Raw genomic sequence first — 16,033 nt, forward strand, 5'->3', positions numbered from 1 at the left:
TGTAATCGGTTAATTAAGAATGGGGACTAATACAGGCAATAGACCTAAAATCTAGCGGCAGGCTAAGTTCACCCCATTCTTTTTTTGTAAAGTAAAAATACTTAATAAATAAGAAAATCTTTACTTTACAAATCTAAAGGTCGGCAAGGCAGGCTCGTTTCAGCATCTCATTTCTGTTTGATAACCCGTGTTTTATTGAATATGAGACTGAAACGAGTTCAGGGTGGAGGACGTTATGTAAGGTTACGAATAATCAGTTTTAAGTTTATAATTGTAATATTGGTAACTAATGATACGTTAATATCTCCTTAAAAATTCAATAATAAAGGATAAATAAGTCTTAATATATTATCTTTGCAAGATAAAAAAAACAGACAAAATAATGGAGATAACCAAACAAAATACCGTAGCAGAAATTGTAGCTAAAAATATGGGATCTGATCGTGTTTTTAGTAAATATAAAATAGATTTTTGTTGTGGTGGCGGAGTTACAATGGAAGTAGCTTGTAAAGAAAGTGGAGTAGCGTTTGAAGTTTTAAAAAATGAAATAGAAACAATAGCAACCAAAATATCAAGTGAAGTTAACCCAATAAATTTAGATTTAAATAATTTAACACACGAAGTAGAAAAGGTATATTATAATTATTTCAATGAAAATATTCAACAATTATTACCATTAGCAAAAAAGGTTGCAGAAGTTCATGGAAATCAGCATCAAGAAGTTATTGAAATAAATACTTTATTTAAAGAAATTGCTTTTGCTTTTACCAAAATGATTGAAGCCTCAAAATTAAATTTACTTCCTTTAATTGAGAAAATAGATAAATCAAACAATAAAATTAATTCTAAACTAAAAAAAGATTTTAGTAATATAATTTATCAAAATGATATTGCCCAAAATTTAATGATTAATTCCTTTAAAGAAATCGTAAAATTATCATCTAATTATACGGTGCCAGAAAGTGCTTGTAGTTCATATAAACTTTTATATCAAAAGCTACATGAATTTGAATTTAAGTTGCATAAATATATTCATTTTGAAAAAAATATATTATTTCCAAAAGTTTTAAAAATTATAGCATAACTCAATTATTACAACTAAAAAAATAAAAAATGAACTCATTTTTATCCGAAGTAGAAAAATTACCAGCAGGTCATCCTGTAAAAGTATATTATAAAGAAAGTGCTTTAATTCAAAAATTATTAGTTGAGTTAGACAAAGTAAATCCTGTTGAAGATTTTCAGAAATATTATAATATATTCAATCAATTAGCTACCATTGAAAAGCGATTTGTACGTAAAGAAAATCAGTTATTTCCTTATTTAGAAAAACATGGATGGGAAGGTCCAAGCCAAGGAATGTGGTCTTTTCATGATAATTTACGAGACCAAATACGATTATTAAAAACCTATAATGAAGAGAAAAATACTTCAAAAATAATTGAAAATCTTCCCTATTTAATTGAAGGAATTAAACGCTTATTAAGCATAGAAGATGCTCGTTTATTTCCTAATTCAATGGATTTGTTAACCGAAGATGAATGGAAAGAGTTTTATGTGGGAGATGAAGAAATTGGGTGGATGTTAGCTAAAAAACCAGCACCTTATCCTGCAATAATAGAAGAAAAATATATTCACCCTAGTGAAGATTTTACGGAGCGAGATTTATCTTTTTCCCTAGATAATACCTTTCATTACGACGAAGGCTATATGACACCCGAACAAGTAAATTTATTATTGCGATTTTTACCTATTGATATTACTTATGTTGATGAAAATGATAAGGTAATATTTTACAATAGAGGCGATGACCGAGTTTTTTCTCGTAGCAAGGGAATTATTGGGCGTGAAGTAAAATTTTGCCATCCACCAAAAAGTGTAAATATGGTATTAAAAATTGTTGCAGAGTTTAAAGCTGGCACTAAAGATGTAGCTGAATTTTGGTTTAATTTTAAAGGGAGAATTATTCATATTCGCTATTTTGCAATTCGTGATAATAATAAAAAATACAGAGGTGTAATTGAAATGTCACAAGATATAACAGAAATACAAAAATTAGAAGGTCAAAAACGATTGCTAGACTGGGATTAAAAATAATAATGGCAAGTACTCAACAAATAAATTATAAAAACATTTATTATCCGCCAGGAGGTATTTTACTGTGGATTCTTATTTTTTTAGAATTGGTAACTTTTGGAGCAGCCTTAATTGCAATGATAGTTTATGGTAAACATGAACCAGAAATGTTTCATATTTCTAGAATGCATTTAAATACAACTATTGGTACAATAAACACTATAATATTAATTAGTAGCGGATTTTTTATGGCACTTTCCGTTGAGTATTTTAAAGAGAATAATCTGAAAAAATCTTCTTTATTTTTAAAATTAACCATGTTAGGTGGCGTGTTATTTTTAGCTTTAAAAGGATTTGAATATTATGGAAAAATTGAAGTAGGCTTAACCATTGGGTACAATACATTTTTTACATTTTATTGGTTGCTTACGTTGTTTCATGTTATTCACTTATTGGTTGGATTGGTAATTTTGTTATTTATGCAGCACGATTTAACTAAAAATAAAACCAACGCTAAAATAGAAGATGTTGAAGCAAGTGCTGCCTTTTGGCATATGTGCGATTTAATTTGGTTATTAATTTTTCCTGTAATTTATTTAATCTTTTAACTATGGAAAAATCACAATTATTAAAAGTTTGGATGTTGTTAGTGCTGTTAACAATTTCATCGGCATTAGTAAGTACTAATTTTTCGCATTATAAATACATAATTGCTATAATTATTGGATTTACTACGGTTAAGTTTTTAGGAATTTCTTTCTTTTTTATGGGACTTAGAAAGGCAAATTCCTTTTGGAAAACAGCTATTATTATTTATTTAGTATTATTTTCAACAATAACAATAATTTTGGTTTAGTTAATTGAAAACCTGAGTTTTATATAAGAAAATAATTGCAGGGCTGAAAATCAATAGTCTGCGTCATTGCGATGATTGAAGTGCAACGGAAAGAAGAAGCAATCTTACTAAAAACATTGAGATTGCTTCAAATTATGCACTGCCGTTTATAATTTTGGCAATGACACTATGATTTTCCGTTGTTTATCGTGAACCTTATGTCAAGCTTAGGTTGAAAGATAAATATAACCTTAGTAACCTAGAACTGTTAATTTTAAATAAACAGTTTTAGATTTTTTAATTTAAAACTGAAAACTCAATATTAGAATCGGTAAAAACAGTGTGAGTTTGTGTTTTAAAATCTTCTTTTTTTGCTTTGAAAATATTAGGAACAAAAGTTTGCGGATTCAAATCAATTAAAGGAAACCACGTACTTTGTACTTGTATTTGTAACCTATGTCCTTTTTTAAAGGTGTGATTAATGTCTTGTAGCACAAAGTTAACGGCTGTTTTTTTATTAGGAATAAAAGGTTCAGGATACGTAAAACTATTTCTGAATTTTCCTCGCATTACTTCACTACGAACCATTAAAAAATAATTACTCATTTTTAAATGATCTTGCATTCCTTCTTGGTCTTGTGTATCTGCCGGAAAAACATCAATTACTTTTACAATCCAATCGGCATCGGTACCTGTAGTTGCTACTTTTAAATGAGCTTTAATTTCGCCAATTAATGTTAAATCATTTTCTAAAACGGGTGTTTCAAAAACTAAAACATCACTTCGTCTGGCAGCAAAACGTTGGTCATCCGTCATATATTTTCGCGGAGTAAATACCGTTTTAATATCTTCAGAATACGGAACAGGTTTTTTAATATCACTAATAAATTTAATTCCTTTTTCTAGTGGTTTTTTAACTGCTAATAATTGATTATCAGCTAAATAGTATTTTATTTTTTTAGTATTTTTAGGTGGCCAAGTTGTAAAAGATTCCCATTTTTTTGATCCAGAATCATATACATAAGCTTCAGGTAAACCAGAATTTTTATCGCCATTTTCTTTTAAAAAGTGATTAAAAAATTTAGTTTCCACATTTTTCTGAAAATTTAAAGAAATGGAATCTCCAAAGTAGAAGTTTCCAACACTATTTCTAACTTTTGTTCTTGCCCATTGTCCGTGACTCCACGGGCCAAAAACCAAAGTATTATAATTATTTGGATTGTATTTTTCAATAGTTTTATAAGTTTCTAAAGCACCGTATAAATCTTCAGCATCAAATTCGCCACCAACTATCATTGTAGCCACGTGAGACTTGATGTTTTTTAAATGCGGAATAATTGCTTTTTTCTGCCAGTTTTCATCATAATTTGGATGATTGGTTAATTCCTTCCAGAAGAAATCTTCAACTTTATTTTGTTTGTTTAGCGATGACTTATCTAATGTTTCGTATTCAAAATAATGATTTAAATTACTTAATGGTCCGGCATCTAAAAAAAATTGATATTGGTCTTTGGTATTTAGTTTGGGAAGTTTGTACCACGCCGTATCTGTTGGTTTATCTTTTGGTGTACCAAATAAGGAAGTTGCTCTAAAATAACTCAATAAATACGCTCCGTTATGGTGAAAATCATCAAAAAAGAAATCGCCAATACAAGCTTGAGGCGAAGAAGCCTTTAAAGCCGGGTGAGCATCAATAGTTGAGCAAGTAGCATAAAAACCAGGATACGAAATTCCCCAAGTTCCAACGTTCCCATTATTATTTTTAACGTTTTTTACCAACCAATCAATAGTGTCATAGGTGTCGGAACTTTCATCAATATCAGTACTATCTTTTTTGTTTGGAATATAAGCACGCATATTAACATACGTTCCTTCACTCATCCAACGCCCACGAACATCTTGATACACGATAATATTACCTTCTTTCATTAAAATAGAATTTGGACCAATACGCCGTCTAAATTTAGTTTTGCCGTAAGGTCTGCAACTATAAGGAGTTCGCTGTAATAAAATAGGATACTTTTTACTAGTATCTTTTGGTGCATAAATAACGGTAAACAACTTTACACCATCACGCATAGTAATGGTGGTTCCTGTTTTGGTATAATGTTGTGGTACGTAATTATTATTATTTTGTTTTTTCGATTTTGAGCAACTAAGTATTGAAAATGTTAGAAATAGGACAATTAGTACTTTAAAAGGAAAGATTTTCATTGAAATAGGATTGATATCCGATAAAACTACAAAAAAATAACTTTAATGTATAAATTTAATCACAAATGAAGAAAAAGGGTTAATTATAAAAAGATGTTAATTATTTTAAAAAACATGTAAGTTATTAATAAAAAAATACTGTTTATTTTGCCAAGTCTTTTTTTTTTTATACATTTAACCAGAAAAAAGATACAAACCCCAAAAAAAATTGTAAAAATGAAAGGAATAATTGCTATAAATTTCCATTTAAATATTTTAAATAATTGTTATTCCTGTGAAGATATTGTCATTCCTGCGAACCTGCCTGTCGGCAGACAGGGGCAGGAATCTCATTCTTATTAATAGGAATATGTTTAATGAGCCTTTCGGAAAAGCTCAAGCCAAACGGAGTCGATGTAAAAAATCCTCTGTTTGTAAAATTTTAAGAACACAATACGCTAATAAAATGTTTAACCTAAAACCACTAACTATGACATAGCTAATATAACAAACAGAGGAAGTGTTGCAAAAGTAATACACCTCGCAGTTTTAACAAAATAAAAAGGAGTTTAAAACTCCAAAAAATTAATTTAAAATTTAAAAAAATGAAAAAAATAATTTTAGGAATAGTATTTGTTTTTGCAACAGTAAGTTTTACTAATGCAAAAGTAGTTGAAAACAGTTTAAATAATAATTCTAGTAAAATGGATAGTGTTGAAACCTATCCTATGACTTGTATGGAAGCTGCATTCAAATTTGGAAATGAAATGGATGGGGTCGCTGGAGGAGATGCATATTATTGGACAGAAAATTATTATTCTAATTTTTGTTAATAAGTTAAACTCTAATTAAAAAGATACCTTAATTGTTTAGGAGATGATGTTTGAATAACAATTAAGGTATTCAAAAAACTTAAATCAAGTAATATAATATGAAGAAAATGAAAATATTTTTTATTTTAATGCTAATGGCAAATCTTGGCTTTGCTCAAAATAAAAAAGGAGAAATAGTTTATAGAAAGGAAACAACAAAATTTATTTCAGAGAGTAGGGGTTTTCAAAAGAATAAGGAAAATCAATCTAAATATTACAACACTGTTTTAATGATAGATAAAAACACTAAAAGTTTGTTAAAGACGATAAGTTTTAAATTGAGGTTTAATAATTATGAAAGTATTTTTATGGTGGATAATTTTCTAAACCTTGAAACAAACCGGTTTACTGGAATTGCAGTTGGTCCTGAAGGTAGTGGTATTTATTATTCAAATCAAAATAATAATGAAAATTTGAAGCAAGTTGATGCCTATGGAGAAAAATTTTTAATTAAGGAAAAAACTATACATTGGACTTTAATCAATGAAACAAAAAAAATTGGGGAATACAATTGCTATAAAGCGATAACCACCAAAATATCTAATAGCTCTAAAGGAAAAGTTGAACAAACTGTTACCGTTTGGTATACGCCAGAAATCAACATACCTTTTGGACCAATAGGTTATGGAGGACTTCCAGGACTTGTTATGGAATTATCAATGTATAATTATAGATATTATGTAATTAAAATAGAACTAAACCCTAAAAATGAAGTAATTGTTAAAAAACCAACCCAAGGTAAAAAGGTTACAGAGGAAGAATTCAGAGAAATTGGCAAAAAAGCTATGGAGAGTTTAAAAAAAGGTTTTTAAATTTGTATGTCCGTAATTAGTAATAATAAAAAACAACGTCATGCTGAACTCGTTTCAGCATCTCATTTCCGTTTGATAACCAGTGTTTTATTGAATACGACCCTGAAACAAGTTCAGGGTGACGGACGTTATGTAAGATTACGGACAATCAGTTTTAAATTTATGCTAAAGAAAAAAATTGCTATTATTTTTTATGTTTTTGTAAGTACACTTACGTTTTCTCAAACTGTTGAAATAAAAGGAGTGGTAAAAGATAGTTTACAAAATGTTTTAGCTTATGGCAATGTAATTGCTAAACCTATAGATACTGCTAAAAACTTAAAATTTGCCATTACAGATGATGATGGAAATTATAGAATAGAACTTATTAAAAATGAAGCTTATACTATTTTGGTTAGTTATTTAGGATATAAAACAGCTAGTTTTAAATTTACTGCAACAATTAATGCTATTAAAAATTTTAAGCTTTCAGAAGCTCCAAACCAATTAAAAGAAATAACTATTGAATTACCGGTAATGGTAAAAGAAGATACCATAACCTATAATACCAGTAAATTTGTTACTGGAGACGAACGGAAATTAAAACAAGTTTTAAAAAAACTACCAGGTGTTGAAGTTGATAAAAATGGAAATGTTACGGTTCAAGGAAAAAAAGTAACTACTTTATTGGTAGAAGGCAAAAAGTTTTTTGGAGGAGGTACAAAATTGGCAGTAGATAATATTCCTGCAAACGCTATAGATAAAGTACAGGTTATTGATAATTATAGCGAAGTTGCTTTCTTAAAAAATTTAACGGATACGGATGAAATGGCAATGAATATTTTGTTAAAAGAAGATAAAAAACAATTTGTTTTTGGTGATATTGAAGTAGGTAAAGGAAATCAGGATTTTTATAAAACCAGTAGCAATCTTTTTTATTACAGCCCAAAAACCAATGTAAATTTTATTGGAAACTTAAATAATATAGGCGAAAAATCGTTTACGTTTAGAGATTATTTTAACTTTCAAGGTGGTGTAAGTGCTATTTTAAAAGGGAATAGCAATATTTATACTCCTTCTAGCGATTTTTCGCAATTCATAGAAACACAAGATTTGGTAAGTAGCCAAAATAGATTTGGAGCATTAAATATTACCAAAACTACTTCTAGTAAACTAGATATTTCAGGTTATGCTATTTTTTCACATACAAATACACAAAACTTTATAAAAACGTTTAATCAATATACAGCATTTAATGAAGATAAAGAAAATAAATCGGAGGCTAGAAACCTACTTGGCATTGCTAAATTAAATATTGATTATGCTCCAAACTCAAATGAACAATGGTATTTTAAAACTCAATATAAAAAAGCAAATAACCTAAATAACAATAATTTTATCTCTATAATTAACACAAATACTTCAAAAATTAATACTCAAAAAGAGGCAATAACTAGTCATATAAACCAAGTAGTTGAATGGCATAAAAAAGTAAACACAAAACATACTTTTTCTTTTGCATCTGATATTACTTTTGACAAAAATAATCCAACTAATTTTTGGGAAACTAATCAGCCCATATTACAAGGCTTAATTCCAATTGTTACTGCTAATGTTTATAATATTCAACAGCAAAAAGAGGTGAAAACAAGTAGCATTAATAATCTTTTTAAACATTATTGGATATTGGATAACACTCATCATATTTACACTACAATTGGCAATAATTTTTTAAATGAAAAATTTTATACTAATGAGTTCCAATTTTTAGACAATGGATCAGAAAATAATTTTAATACTGCTAATTTTGGAAATGATACTAATTTTAAATTAAACGATTTATTTTTAGGTATTGAGTATAAATTTAAAACAGGTATTTTCACGTTTAAACAAGGTGCTTTTTTACATCATTATAATTGGAAAGTTCAACAATTAGATAAATTCAGGAAATCTAAATTAGTACTATTACCTAGTTTCTTAGCTAAAATTGAATTTACAAAATCAAAAATTCTACAAATTAATTACAATTTAAAAACTTCTTTTTCTGATGTTTCTAAATTAGCCAATCGTTTTTATTTACAATCGTATAATTCTGTATTCAAAGGAAATGAACAATTACAAAATGAATTATATCACTCAGCACGAATTTATTTTAGCAGATTTAGTTTGTATAGAGGTTTAATGCTTTTTAGCGGAGTTAGTTATATTAAAAAAATTAAGGGCGTTCAAAATGCAGTGCAGTTTCAAGGAATAAATCAATACGTTTCACCAATATTAGTTACAAATCCATCAGAAAATTGGAATTTTAATGCAGATATAAGTAAAAAAATAAAACAATTTAAATACCATTTAAAAGGTAATTTAAGTTTAGCAACCTATTTGCAAAACATCAACAATTTGTATGTTACTAATAAAAATAAAAATTGGTTATACGAGGTTTCCACAAAAACATTATTTGATAATTTTCCAACAATTGAATTGGGTTTTAAGCAAAGTTTTGGAAACTATACTTCAAGCAATACAACTTCAAAATTTGTAACCACAGAACCATTTTTAAATATTGATTATGATTTTTTAAAAGGATTTATTTTTTCTTTTGACTATACAAATTATAAGTATGTTAATAAAACATTTAATCAAAATAACACCTATCAAATAGCTAACACAACGTTATCTTATAAAAAAGAAGATAGTGCATGGAGCTTTAAAATAAAATCTCAGAATTTATTTAATGTGCAATTTAAACAGCAAAATAGCTTTTCTTCTTATATAATTTCTGATTCTAAAACGTATATTTTGCCAAGAGTTGTGTTATTTTCAATCGGATATAATTTATAAATATTTCAAATAACAAGGTTGTTACATAAATTTCAATTTTAAACTTTCAAATAGTTGTAAAAAAACAATATAAAGTATCAAATAGTAACTAAAAATACAAAACTACTTTTCATATAGAAACTAATATCTCACATTTGCATTGTAATTAACAATAAATAAAAAAGTTATGTGTGGTATAGTATGTGCATTTGATTTAAAACAAAAAGCGGGAGTATTGCGTCCTCAATTATTGGAGATGTCAAAAAAAGTGCGTCATCGTGGTCCGGATTGGAGTGGGATTTTCGCTAATAATAAAGCTATTTTAGCTCATGAGCGTTTGGCAATTGTTGATCCAGCTTCAGGAAAACAACCGTTGTTTAGTGAAGATAAAAATTTAGTATTAGCAGCAAATGGCGAAATTTATAATCATAAAGAATTGCGTAAACAATTTGAAGGAAGATATAACTTTCAAACAGCATCGGATTGTGAAGTAATTTTAGCATTGTACCAAGAAAAAGGAACTAGCTTTATTGATGAATTAAACGGAATTTTTGGTTTCGCTTTATATGATGTTGATAAAGATGAGTATTTTATAGCACGTGACCATATGGGAATTATTCCTTTATATATGGGCTGGGATGAACACGGAACATTTTATGTAGCTTCAGAATTAAAAGCCTTGGAAGGCGTTTGTGGGAAAATAGAATTATTTCCTCCTGGGCATTTTTTGTCAAGTAGAGATGGTGTATTAACTAAGTGGTATTCAAGAGATTGGATGGAATATAAAGCGGTAAAAGAAAACCAAACAAGTATTGATGAATTACACGATGCGTTGGAGGCCGCGGTTCATCGTCAATTAATGTCAGATGTACCTTATGGTGTGTTATTATCTGGCGGATTAGATTCTTCAGTAACTTCTGCTATCGCTAAAAAATATGCCGAAAAAAGGATAGAAAGTGGTGATACACAAGATGCTTGGTGGCCACAATTACATTCATTTTCTGTGGGATTAGAAGGTTCGCCAGATTTGGCTGCTGCACAATTGGTAGCTGACCATATTGGTACGGTTCATCACGAAATTAAGTTTACCATTCAAGAAGGTTTAGATGCTATTAAAGATGTTATTTATAATTTAGAAACATACGATATTACAACCATTCGTGCTTCAACTCCCATGTATTTAATGGCACGTGTTATAAAATCTATGGGTGTTAAAATGGTGTTATCTGGTGAAGGAGCTGATGAATTATTTGGAGGCTATTTATATTTTCATAAAGCACCAAATGCTGAGGAATTTCATAAAGAAACAGTACGGAAATTAAGTAAATTGCATATGTACGATTGTTTACGAGCGAACAAAAGTTTAGCTGCTTGGGGAATTGAAGGTCGTGTGCCCTTTTTAGATAAAGAATTTATAGATGTTGCTATGCGAATTAATCCTCAAGATAAAATGATTAATGGGGAACGTATGGAAAAATGGGTAATTAGAAAAGCATTTGAAAAATATTTACCTAAAAGTGTTGCTTGGAGACAAAAAGAACAATTTTCGGATGGCGTGGGTTACAGCTGGATTGATACTTTGAAAGAAGTAGTAGCCCAAAAAGTATCTGATGAACAATTAGCAAATGCTAAATTTAAGTTTCCAATTCAGACTCCAATAAGTAAAGAAGAATACTATTATAGATCAATATTTGCAAAGCATTTTCCTTCTGATACGGCAGCTTGGAGTGTGCCACAAGAAGCTTCCGTAGCGTGTAGTACAAAAATTGCTTTAGAATGGGATGAAAGTTTTAAAAATATGAATGATCCTTCTGGTAGAGCGGTAGCTTTTGTTCACGAAGATGCTTATAAAAAATAAATGATATACCCGTTGTGCATTCTAATTCTTTAAACATACTATTACGTCAGTTCCTTTAGATTAGCAAACTGATAAAAACATTTAAATTTGTTAAAAGAAAAAGAATGGGGTGAACTAGGTCAGTTCGTAGTTTTTGATAAAAAATTGTATCGAGAACGATTATTTTTAAATAAAAAACCTATTCTCGATACTAATTTTAAGCCTAAAAAGGTTAAAATTCACTCGAATTGACGAAATTTTATCATAATGCACAATAGGTAATGATATTTTAATTTCTTCTAATTGTTAGGAATTAGTCATAATAAAGAACAATGTCATGCCGAAGATGTCATACTGAGCGGAGTCGAAGTATTGTTTCAGCATCTTATTATCATATGAAAATCAGTATTTTATTGTGATTTAGACCTTGAAACAAGCCCGCCTGCTGCTGGCAGGTCCAGGGTGACTAACGTTGTGTTAGTTTACGGATATACATTAATTTTTAAAATACAATGTTAAAACCGTTTCAATTGAGGAACGGTTTTCTATTTTTGTGAAAAATATTGGCATGCTATTAAAAGAAACTCAAGAAAAATTACTTCCAACTTTAAAAAAATATTTTGGTTACGATAGCTTTCGTAATCAGCAATTAGAAATAATAGAAGCTGTACTCTCTAAAAAAGATAATTTAGTAATTATGCCAACTGGTGGAGGTAAATCTATTTGTTTTCAATTACCGGCTATACTTTTTGAAGGATTAACATTGGTAATTTCTCCATTAATAGCATTAATGAAGGATCAAGTGGATGGATTAAATGCAAACGGAATTGCTGCCGAATTTTTTAATAGTAGTCAAAAAAGCAAGGAACATAACACTATTTTTGAGAAGATTTTACAACATAAAATTAAATTATTATATGTTGCTCCAGAAAGTTTGTCCCTGTTAGGAAATATTTTAACCGAAGAAATTATTAGTTGTGTTGCTATTGATGAAGCACATTGTATTTCATCTTGGGGACACGATTTTCGCCCATCCTATCAACAACTTGGTTTTTTAAAAAGCACTTTGCCAAACACTCCCATTATTGCATTGACCGCTACTGCTGATAAAGCAACCAGACAAGATATTGTACAACAGTTAAGCATTTCAAAGGCAACTCAATTTATTGCTTCTTTTGATAGAAAAAATATAGAATTGGAGGTTCGTCCAGCAAATGATCGAGTTTCACAAATTATTAAGTTCATCAATAAAAAACCTTCTGAATCTGGAATTATTTATTGTTTAAGCAGAAAAACCACCGAATTACTAACATCGAAATTAAAGCAAAATGGAATTAAAGCAGCTGCCTACCATGCGGGTTTAAGTTTTGAAGAACGTACCAAAACACAAGAAAATTTTATTTACGATAAAATCCAAATAGTTTGTGCAACCATTGCCTTTGGAATGGGAATTGACAAATCAAATGTTCGTTGGGTAATTCATTATAATATGCCTAAAAATATAGAAGGCTATTATCAAGAAATAGGACGCTGTGGACGAGATGGATTGAAAGCAAATGCCTTATTATTTCATAGTTATTCTGATGTTATTCAGCTTCGAAAATTTATGACAGGTGCTAGTAATGAAGAGGTTCAAATTGCTAAACTGGAACGAATGAAACAGTTTTCGGAAGCTACCACTTGCCGAAGAAAAATATTATTAAGCTATTTTGGAGAATTACTTGCTGATAATTGTGGGAATTGTGATGTTTGTAAAAATCCACCTCAAAATTTTGACGGAACTATTATTGCCCAAAAAGTACTTTCAGTAATTACCAGATTAAATGAATCCGAAGCTATTGGAACAGTGATAGACGTGTTAAGAGGAGCTCATAATGCCACTATTTTAGAAAAACAATATGATAAATTAAAATCGCACGGAGTTGGTAAAGAAATTTCTTGGAGAGATTGGCAACAATATATCATTCAATTAATTAACCAAGGATTTTGTGAAATAGCCTTTCATAAAAATAATGCATTACGATTGACTAATTTTTCAAAAAAAGTATTATTTGAAAATGCAAAAGTGAATTTAACGCGTCCAATTGCTGTTAAAGAATTCTTGGAAACCAAAAAAGAAATAACATCTAAAAAAACTAAAAAAGACACGTTGTTTGAACGCTTGCGAAAATTACGTCATCAAATTTCTTTAGAGGGGAATATTCCTGCGTATTTGGTTTTTAGTGATGCTACTTTAAAAGAGATGGAAAAAGTGCGGCCTATGTGCAAAACCGATTTTTTGGAAATTAGTGGCGTTGGACAACGAAAATTAGAAGTTTACGGAGAAGATTTTATTGCTGAAATTATTTCTTTTATGGGTGAAAAGATAAACAAACCTAAAAAGATGGATACTTATAACATAACTTATAATTTGTATAAAGAAGGTTTATCTATTGACGAAATTGCTAAAAAACGAAATTTAAAATCCACTACTATTTTCTCTCATTTAGCAAAAGCATATACAGATGGAAAAGAGATTGATATTTATGAATTTGTAAGTAAAGATGAAGTTGAAAAAGTTAGAAAAGCAAAAAGTGATTTAAAAAGTCCACCTGCTTTAAAACCTTATTTTGAATATTTTAATTCGGAATTGGAGTATTTTAAAATTCGTTTGGCATTAACTATAATAGATAAAGAATACTAATTATTCTGATTGTTCGTAATTAGTAATAATTAAGAACAACAACGTCATGCTGAACTCGTTTCAGCATCTCATTACCATTGATAACCAGCGTTTTATTGAATGCGACTCTGAAACAAGCCCGCCTGCAGCTGGCAGGTTCAGGGTGACGGACATTATGTTAGATTATTGACAATCAGACTAATTATTATATTTTTTTTTGAAATAATCTATTTTATGTTAAACTTTTGTAAATAAAGAGTGTATTAATTATATTAATAGCTTCTTATTATAAAAAATAATTATTTTAGCGTTTCAAAATAAATTATTTAGAATAATTATAAATAATACATGAGCAGAATAAAGAATCGAAAAAAATCTAAAATACAATTACTTCATCAATATTATAATTATACAGGTTTTTATAAATTTTTAATTGATAGTGCTAAAAAGGCAATACCTCCCATTCTTTTTTTGGTAGCAGTTTTATGGGTATTTCATAATTACGTTTATAATATTAATGATGGGTTAGAACTAATAACTGCTTCATTTTCAAGAATAGCCATTTTATTTATGTTTTTTTTATCCGAAACGTTGTTGGGTTTAATTCCACCGGAAATTTTTATTGCCTGGTCTAAAAAAACAACCGATCCAATACTAAATTTAGCTTTATTAGCAACGCTATCCTACTTAGGAGGAATTCTTTCCTATTTTATTGGGAAAGCCGTATTAAAAATTAAAATTGTTAAAGATTATTTTGAAAATAAAATGGTTAAACATTTGAAAAACACAACTAAATGGGGTGGATTTTTAATTGCGGTTGGAGCATTACTACCTATTCCGTTTTCTATTACGTGCTTGGCTGCCGGAATGATTAAATATCCGCTTAAAGGTGTTTTAATTTTTGGAACTTTGCGATTTGTTAGGTTTGCAATTTATGGAGCTGCAATTTATAATATGGTTAGTTAATAATATCGAATTACTAAATCCTAAAGATGAACCTCTTTTATAATAGGGTTGTTTTTAATGATATTTGATAGAACAATATGAGTGGTGGTTTCTCCATAATTAATTAAACTATCAATAAATTGTTGTAAGTGTTTTTGGTTTTTTAAAACCACTTCCATAAAAATGTTTTCGTTTCCAGTTATTCTGTAGCAGTTAAGAACTTCATTAAATTCTTTAACTTTTTCCATAAAGGGTTTTAAGCGTCCCATAAAAACTCTCAAAGTTATAATAGCCTTTAATTGATGATCTGTTTCAAAATAAGAAACTTTAGCATGATAGCCTTCTATAATTCCTAAATCTTCTAATTTATGAATTCTTTCGGCAACAGCTGGTGAAGAAATTCCAACTTCTCTTGCAATTTGAGTATTAGTTTGACGTGCATTTTGTTGTAAACATTGTAATATATTCCAGTTTATATCGTCTAATTTCATAATTAAAGATTTAATCCATAAAAATATAAAATTTAAAGTAATTTAACACTATTGATTTAAAATATTAATTAAAAGTTACAAAATACAAAGTAATTTTATGATGAAATTATAATTAACAATGAATACATATTCATCAGATTTAAAAAAATCTATTTTTTATCAAAAGTCATTAACTATTTTTGAATTGGCTAGGCGAGTTGCGTCTTATATTACCGATGATAAGGATATGATTTCTATGTACAGATCAGGTTCTAAAACAGATAATTATGCTGATAATTTGGTGATGAATGCTTATCGATTAGTTCCTAAAGTTGCGGAAGTTGAAATACAAGAAAATCCGGATAAAAAATTGAAATATGCCCAAGCTCTTCGATATTTTATTGATCGAATTTACCAAGATTGCATTACCTTGGAAAATACTAGAATACAAGGGAAAGATTTTGTTCAATTACTTAGAAATGAATTAAAACACCTTAGAAAAATTCATAAAAAATATGTAAATTCATTGTTGTAA

General features: G+C 28.8%; 13 protein-coding genes. 11 read left to right on the forward strand and 2 right to left on the reverse strand.

Going from position 1 to position 16,033, the window contains the following annotated elements; all coding sequences use genetic code 11:
• Positions 1–382 precede the first annotated feature (382 nt).
• Genes L3J60_RS06870 through L3J60_RS06885 form a run of 4 tightly spaced genes read left to right on the forward strand, consistent with a single transcriptional unit; the run spans position 383 to position 2,932 of the window.
• Complete coding sequence (locus tag L3J60_RS06870) at positions 383–1,084, forward strand: DUF542 domain-containing protein (RefSeq protein ID WP_291974753.1); 702 nt, start codon at positions 383–385, stop codon at positions 1,082–1,084.
• Positions 1,085–1,113: 29 nt separating this feature from the next.
• Positions 1,114–2,091, forward strand: a complete 978-nt coding sequence (locus tag L3J60_RS06875; protein WP_291974754.1) for a PAS domain-containing protein — start codon at positions 1,114–1,116, stop codon at positions 2,089–2,091.
• An 8-nt stretch (positions 2,092–2,099) separates the two neighbouring features.
• Positions 2,100–2,684, forward strand: coding sequence for a cytochrome c oxidase subunit 3 (locus L3J60_RS06880; protein ID WP_291974755.1), 585 nt, complete (start codon positions 2,100–2,102; stop codon positions 2,682–2,684).
• A gap of 2 nt (positions 2,685–2,686) precedes the next feature.
• A complete protein-coding gene (locus L3J60_RS06885) occupies positions 2,687–2,932 on the forward strand; it encodes a cytochrome C oxidase subunit IV family protein (RefSeq protein ID WP_291974756.1) in 246 nt (81 codons plus the stop codon).
• Between the two features lie 276 nt (positions 2,933–3,208).
• On the opposite strand, the gene L3J60_RS06890 is transcribed toward L3J60_RS06885, so the two are convergent.
• Positions 3,209–5,125 carry a CocE/NonD family hydrolase gene (locus tag L3J60_RS06890; RefSeq protein WP_291974757.1) on the reverse strand — a complete coding sequence of 639 codons (1,917 nt, stop codon included), beginning with the start codon at positions 5,123–5,125 and terminating at the stop codon, positions 3,209–3,211.
• Positions 5,126–5,709: 584 nt separating this feature from the next.
• Between L3J60_RS06890 and L3J60_RS06895 the strand changes: the two genes are divergently transcribed.
• The 6 genes from L3J60_RS06895 (at position 5,710) to L3J60_RS06920 (ending at position 15,049) form a co-directional block, all read left to right on the forward strand.
• Entirely contained in the window at positions 5,710–5,937 is a 228-nt protein-coding gene (locus tag L3J60_RS06895; RefSeq protein ID WP_291974758.1) for a hypothetical protein, read from the forward strand.
• Between the two features lie 107 nt (positions 5,938–6,044).
• Positions 6,045–6,788: a GLPGLI family protein gene (locus L3J60_RS06900; RefSeq protein ID WP_291974759.1), complete on the forward strand. Its 744-nt coding sequence runs from the start codon at positions 6,045–6,047 to the stop codon at positions 6,786–6,788.
• 162 nt (positions 6,789–6,950) lie between these two features.
• On the forward strand, positions 6,951–9,605 hold the full coding sequence (locus L3J60_RS06905) for a carboxypeptidase-like regulatory domain-containing protein (RefSeq protein ID WP_291974760.1): 2,655 nt from the start codon (positions 6,951–6,953) through the stop codon (positions 9,603–9,605).
• A gap of 166 nt (positions 9,606–9,771) precedes the next feature.
• Positions 9,772–11,442 (forward strand): asparagine synthase B, encoded by a 1,671-nt coding sequence (gene asnB / locus L3J60_RS06910; protein WP_291974761.1) that lies wholly within the window; start codon positions 9,772–9,774, stop codon positions 11,440–11,442.
• A gap of 547 nt (positions 11,443–11,989) precedes the next feature.
• Complete coding sequence (gene recQ, locus L3J60_RS06915; RefSeq protein WP_291974762.1) at positions 11,990–14,104, forward strand: DNA helicase RecQ; 2,115 nt, start codon at positions 11,990–11,992, stop codon at positions 14,102–14,104.
• A 327-nt stretch (positions 14,105–14,431) separates the two neighbouring features.
• Complete coding sequence (locus L3J60_RS06920) at positions 14,432–15,049, forward strand: VTT domain-containing protein (protein ID WP_291974763.1); 618 nt, start codon at positions 14,432–14,434, stop codon at positions 15,047–15,049.
• A 20-nt stretch (positions 15,050–15,069) separates the two neighbouring features.
• Here the strand turns inward: L3J60_RS06920 and L3J60_RS06925 are convergent, their stop codons facing one another.
• On the reverse strand, positions 15,070–15,519 hold the full coding sequence (locus L3J60_RS06925) for an Lrp/AsnC family transcriptional regulator (RefSeq protein WP_291974764.1): 450 nt from the start codon (positions 15,517–15,519) through the stop codon (positions 15,070–15,072).
• Between the two features lie 118 nt (positions 15,520–15,637).
• Between L3J60_RS06925 and L3J60_RS06930 the strand changes: the two genes are divergently transcribed.
• Positions 15,638–16,033: a hypothetical protein gene (locus L3J60_RS06930; protein WP_291974765.1), complete on the forward strand. Its 396-nt coding sequence runs from the start codon at positions 15,638–15,640 to the stop codon at positions 16,031–16,033.

Origin of the sequence: Lutibacter sp. (assembly GCF_021647475.1) — a bacterium.
GTDB lineage: Bacteria > Bacteroidota > Bacteroidia > Flavobacteriales > Flavobacteriaceae > Lutibacter.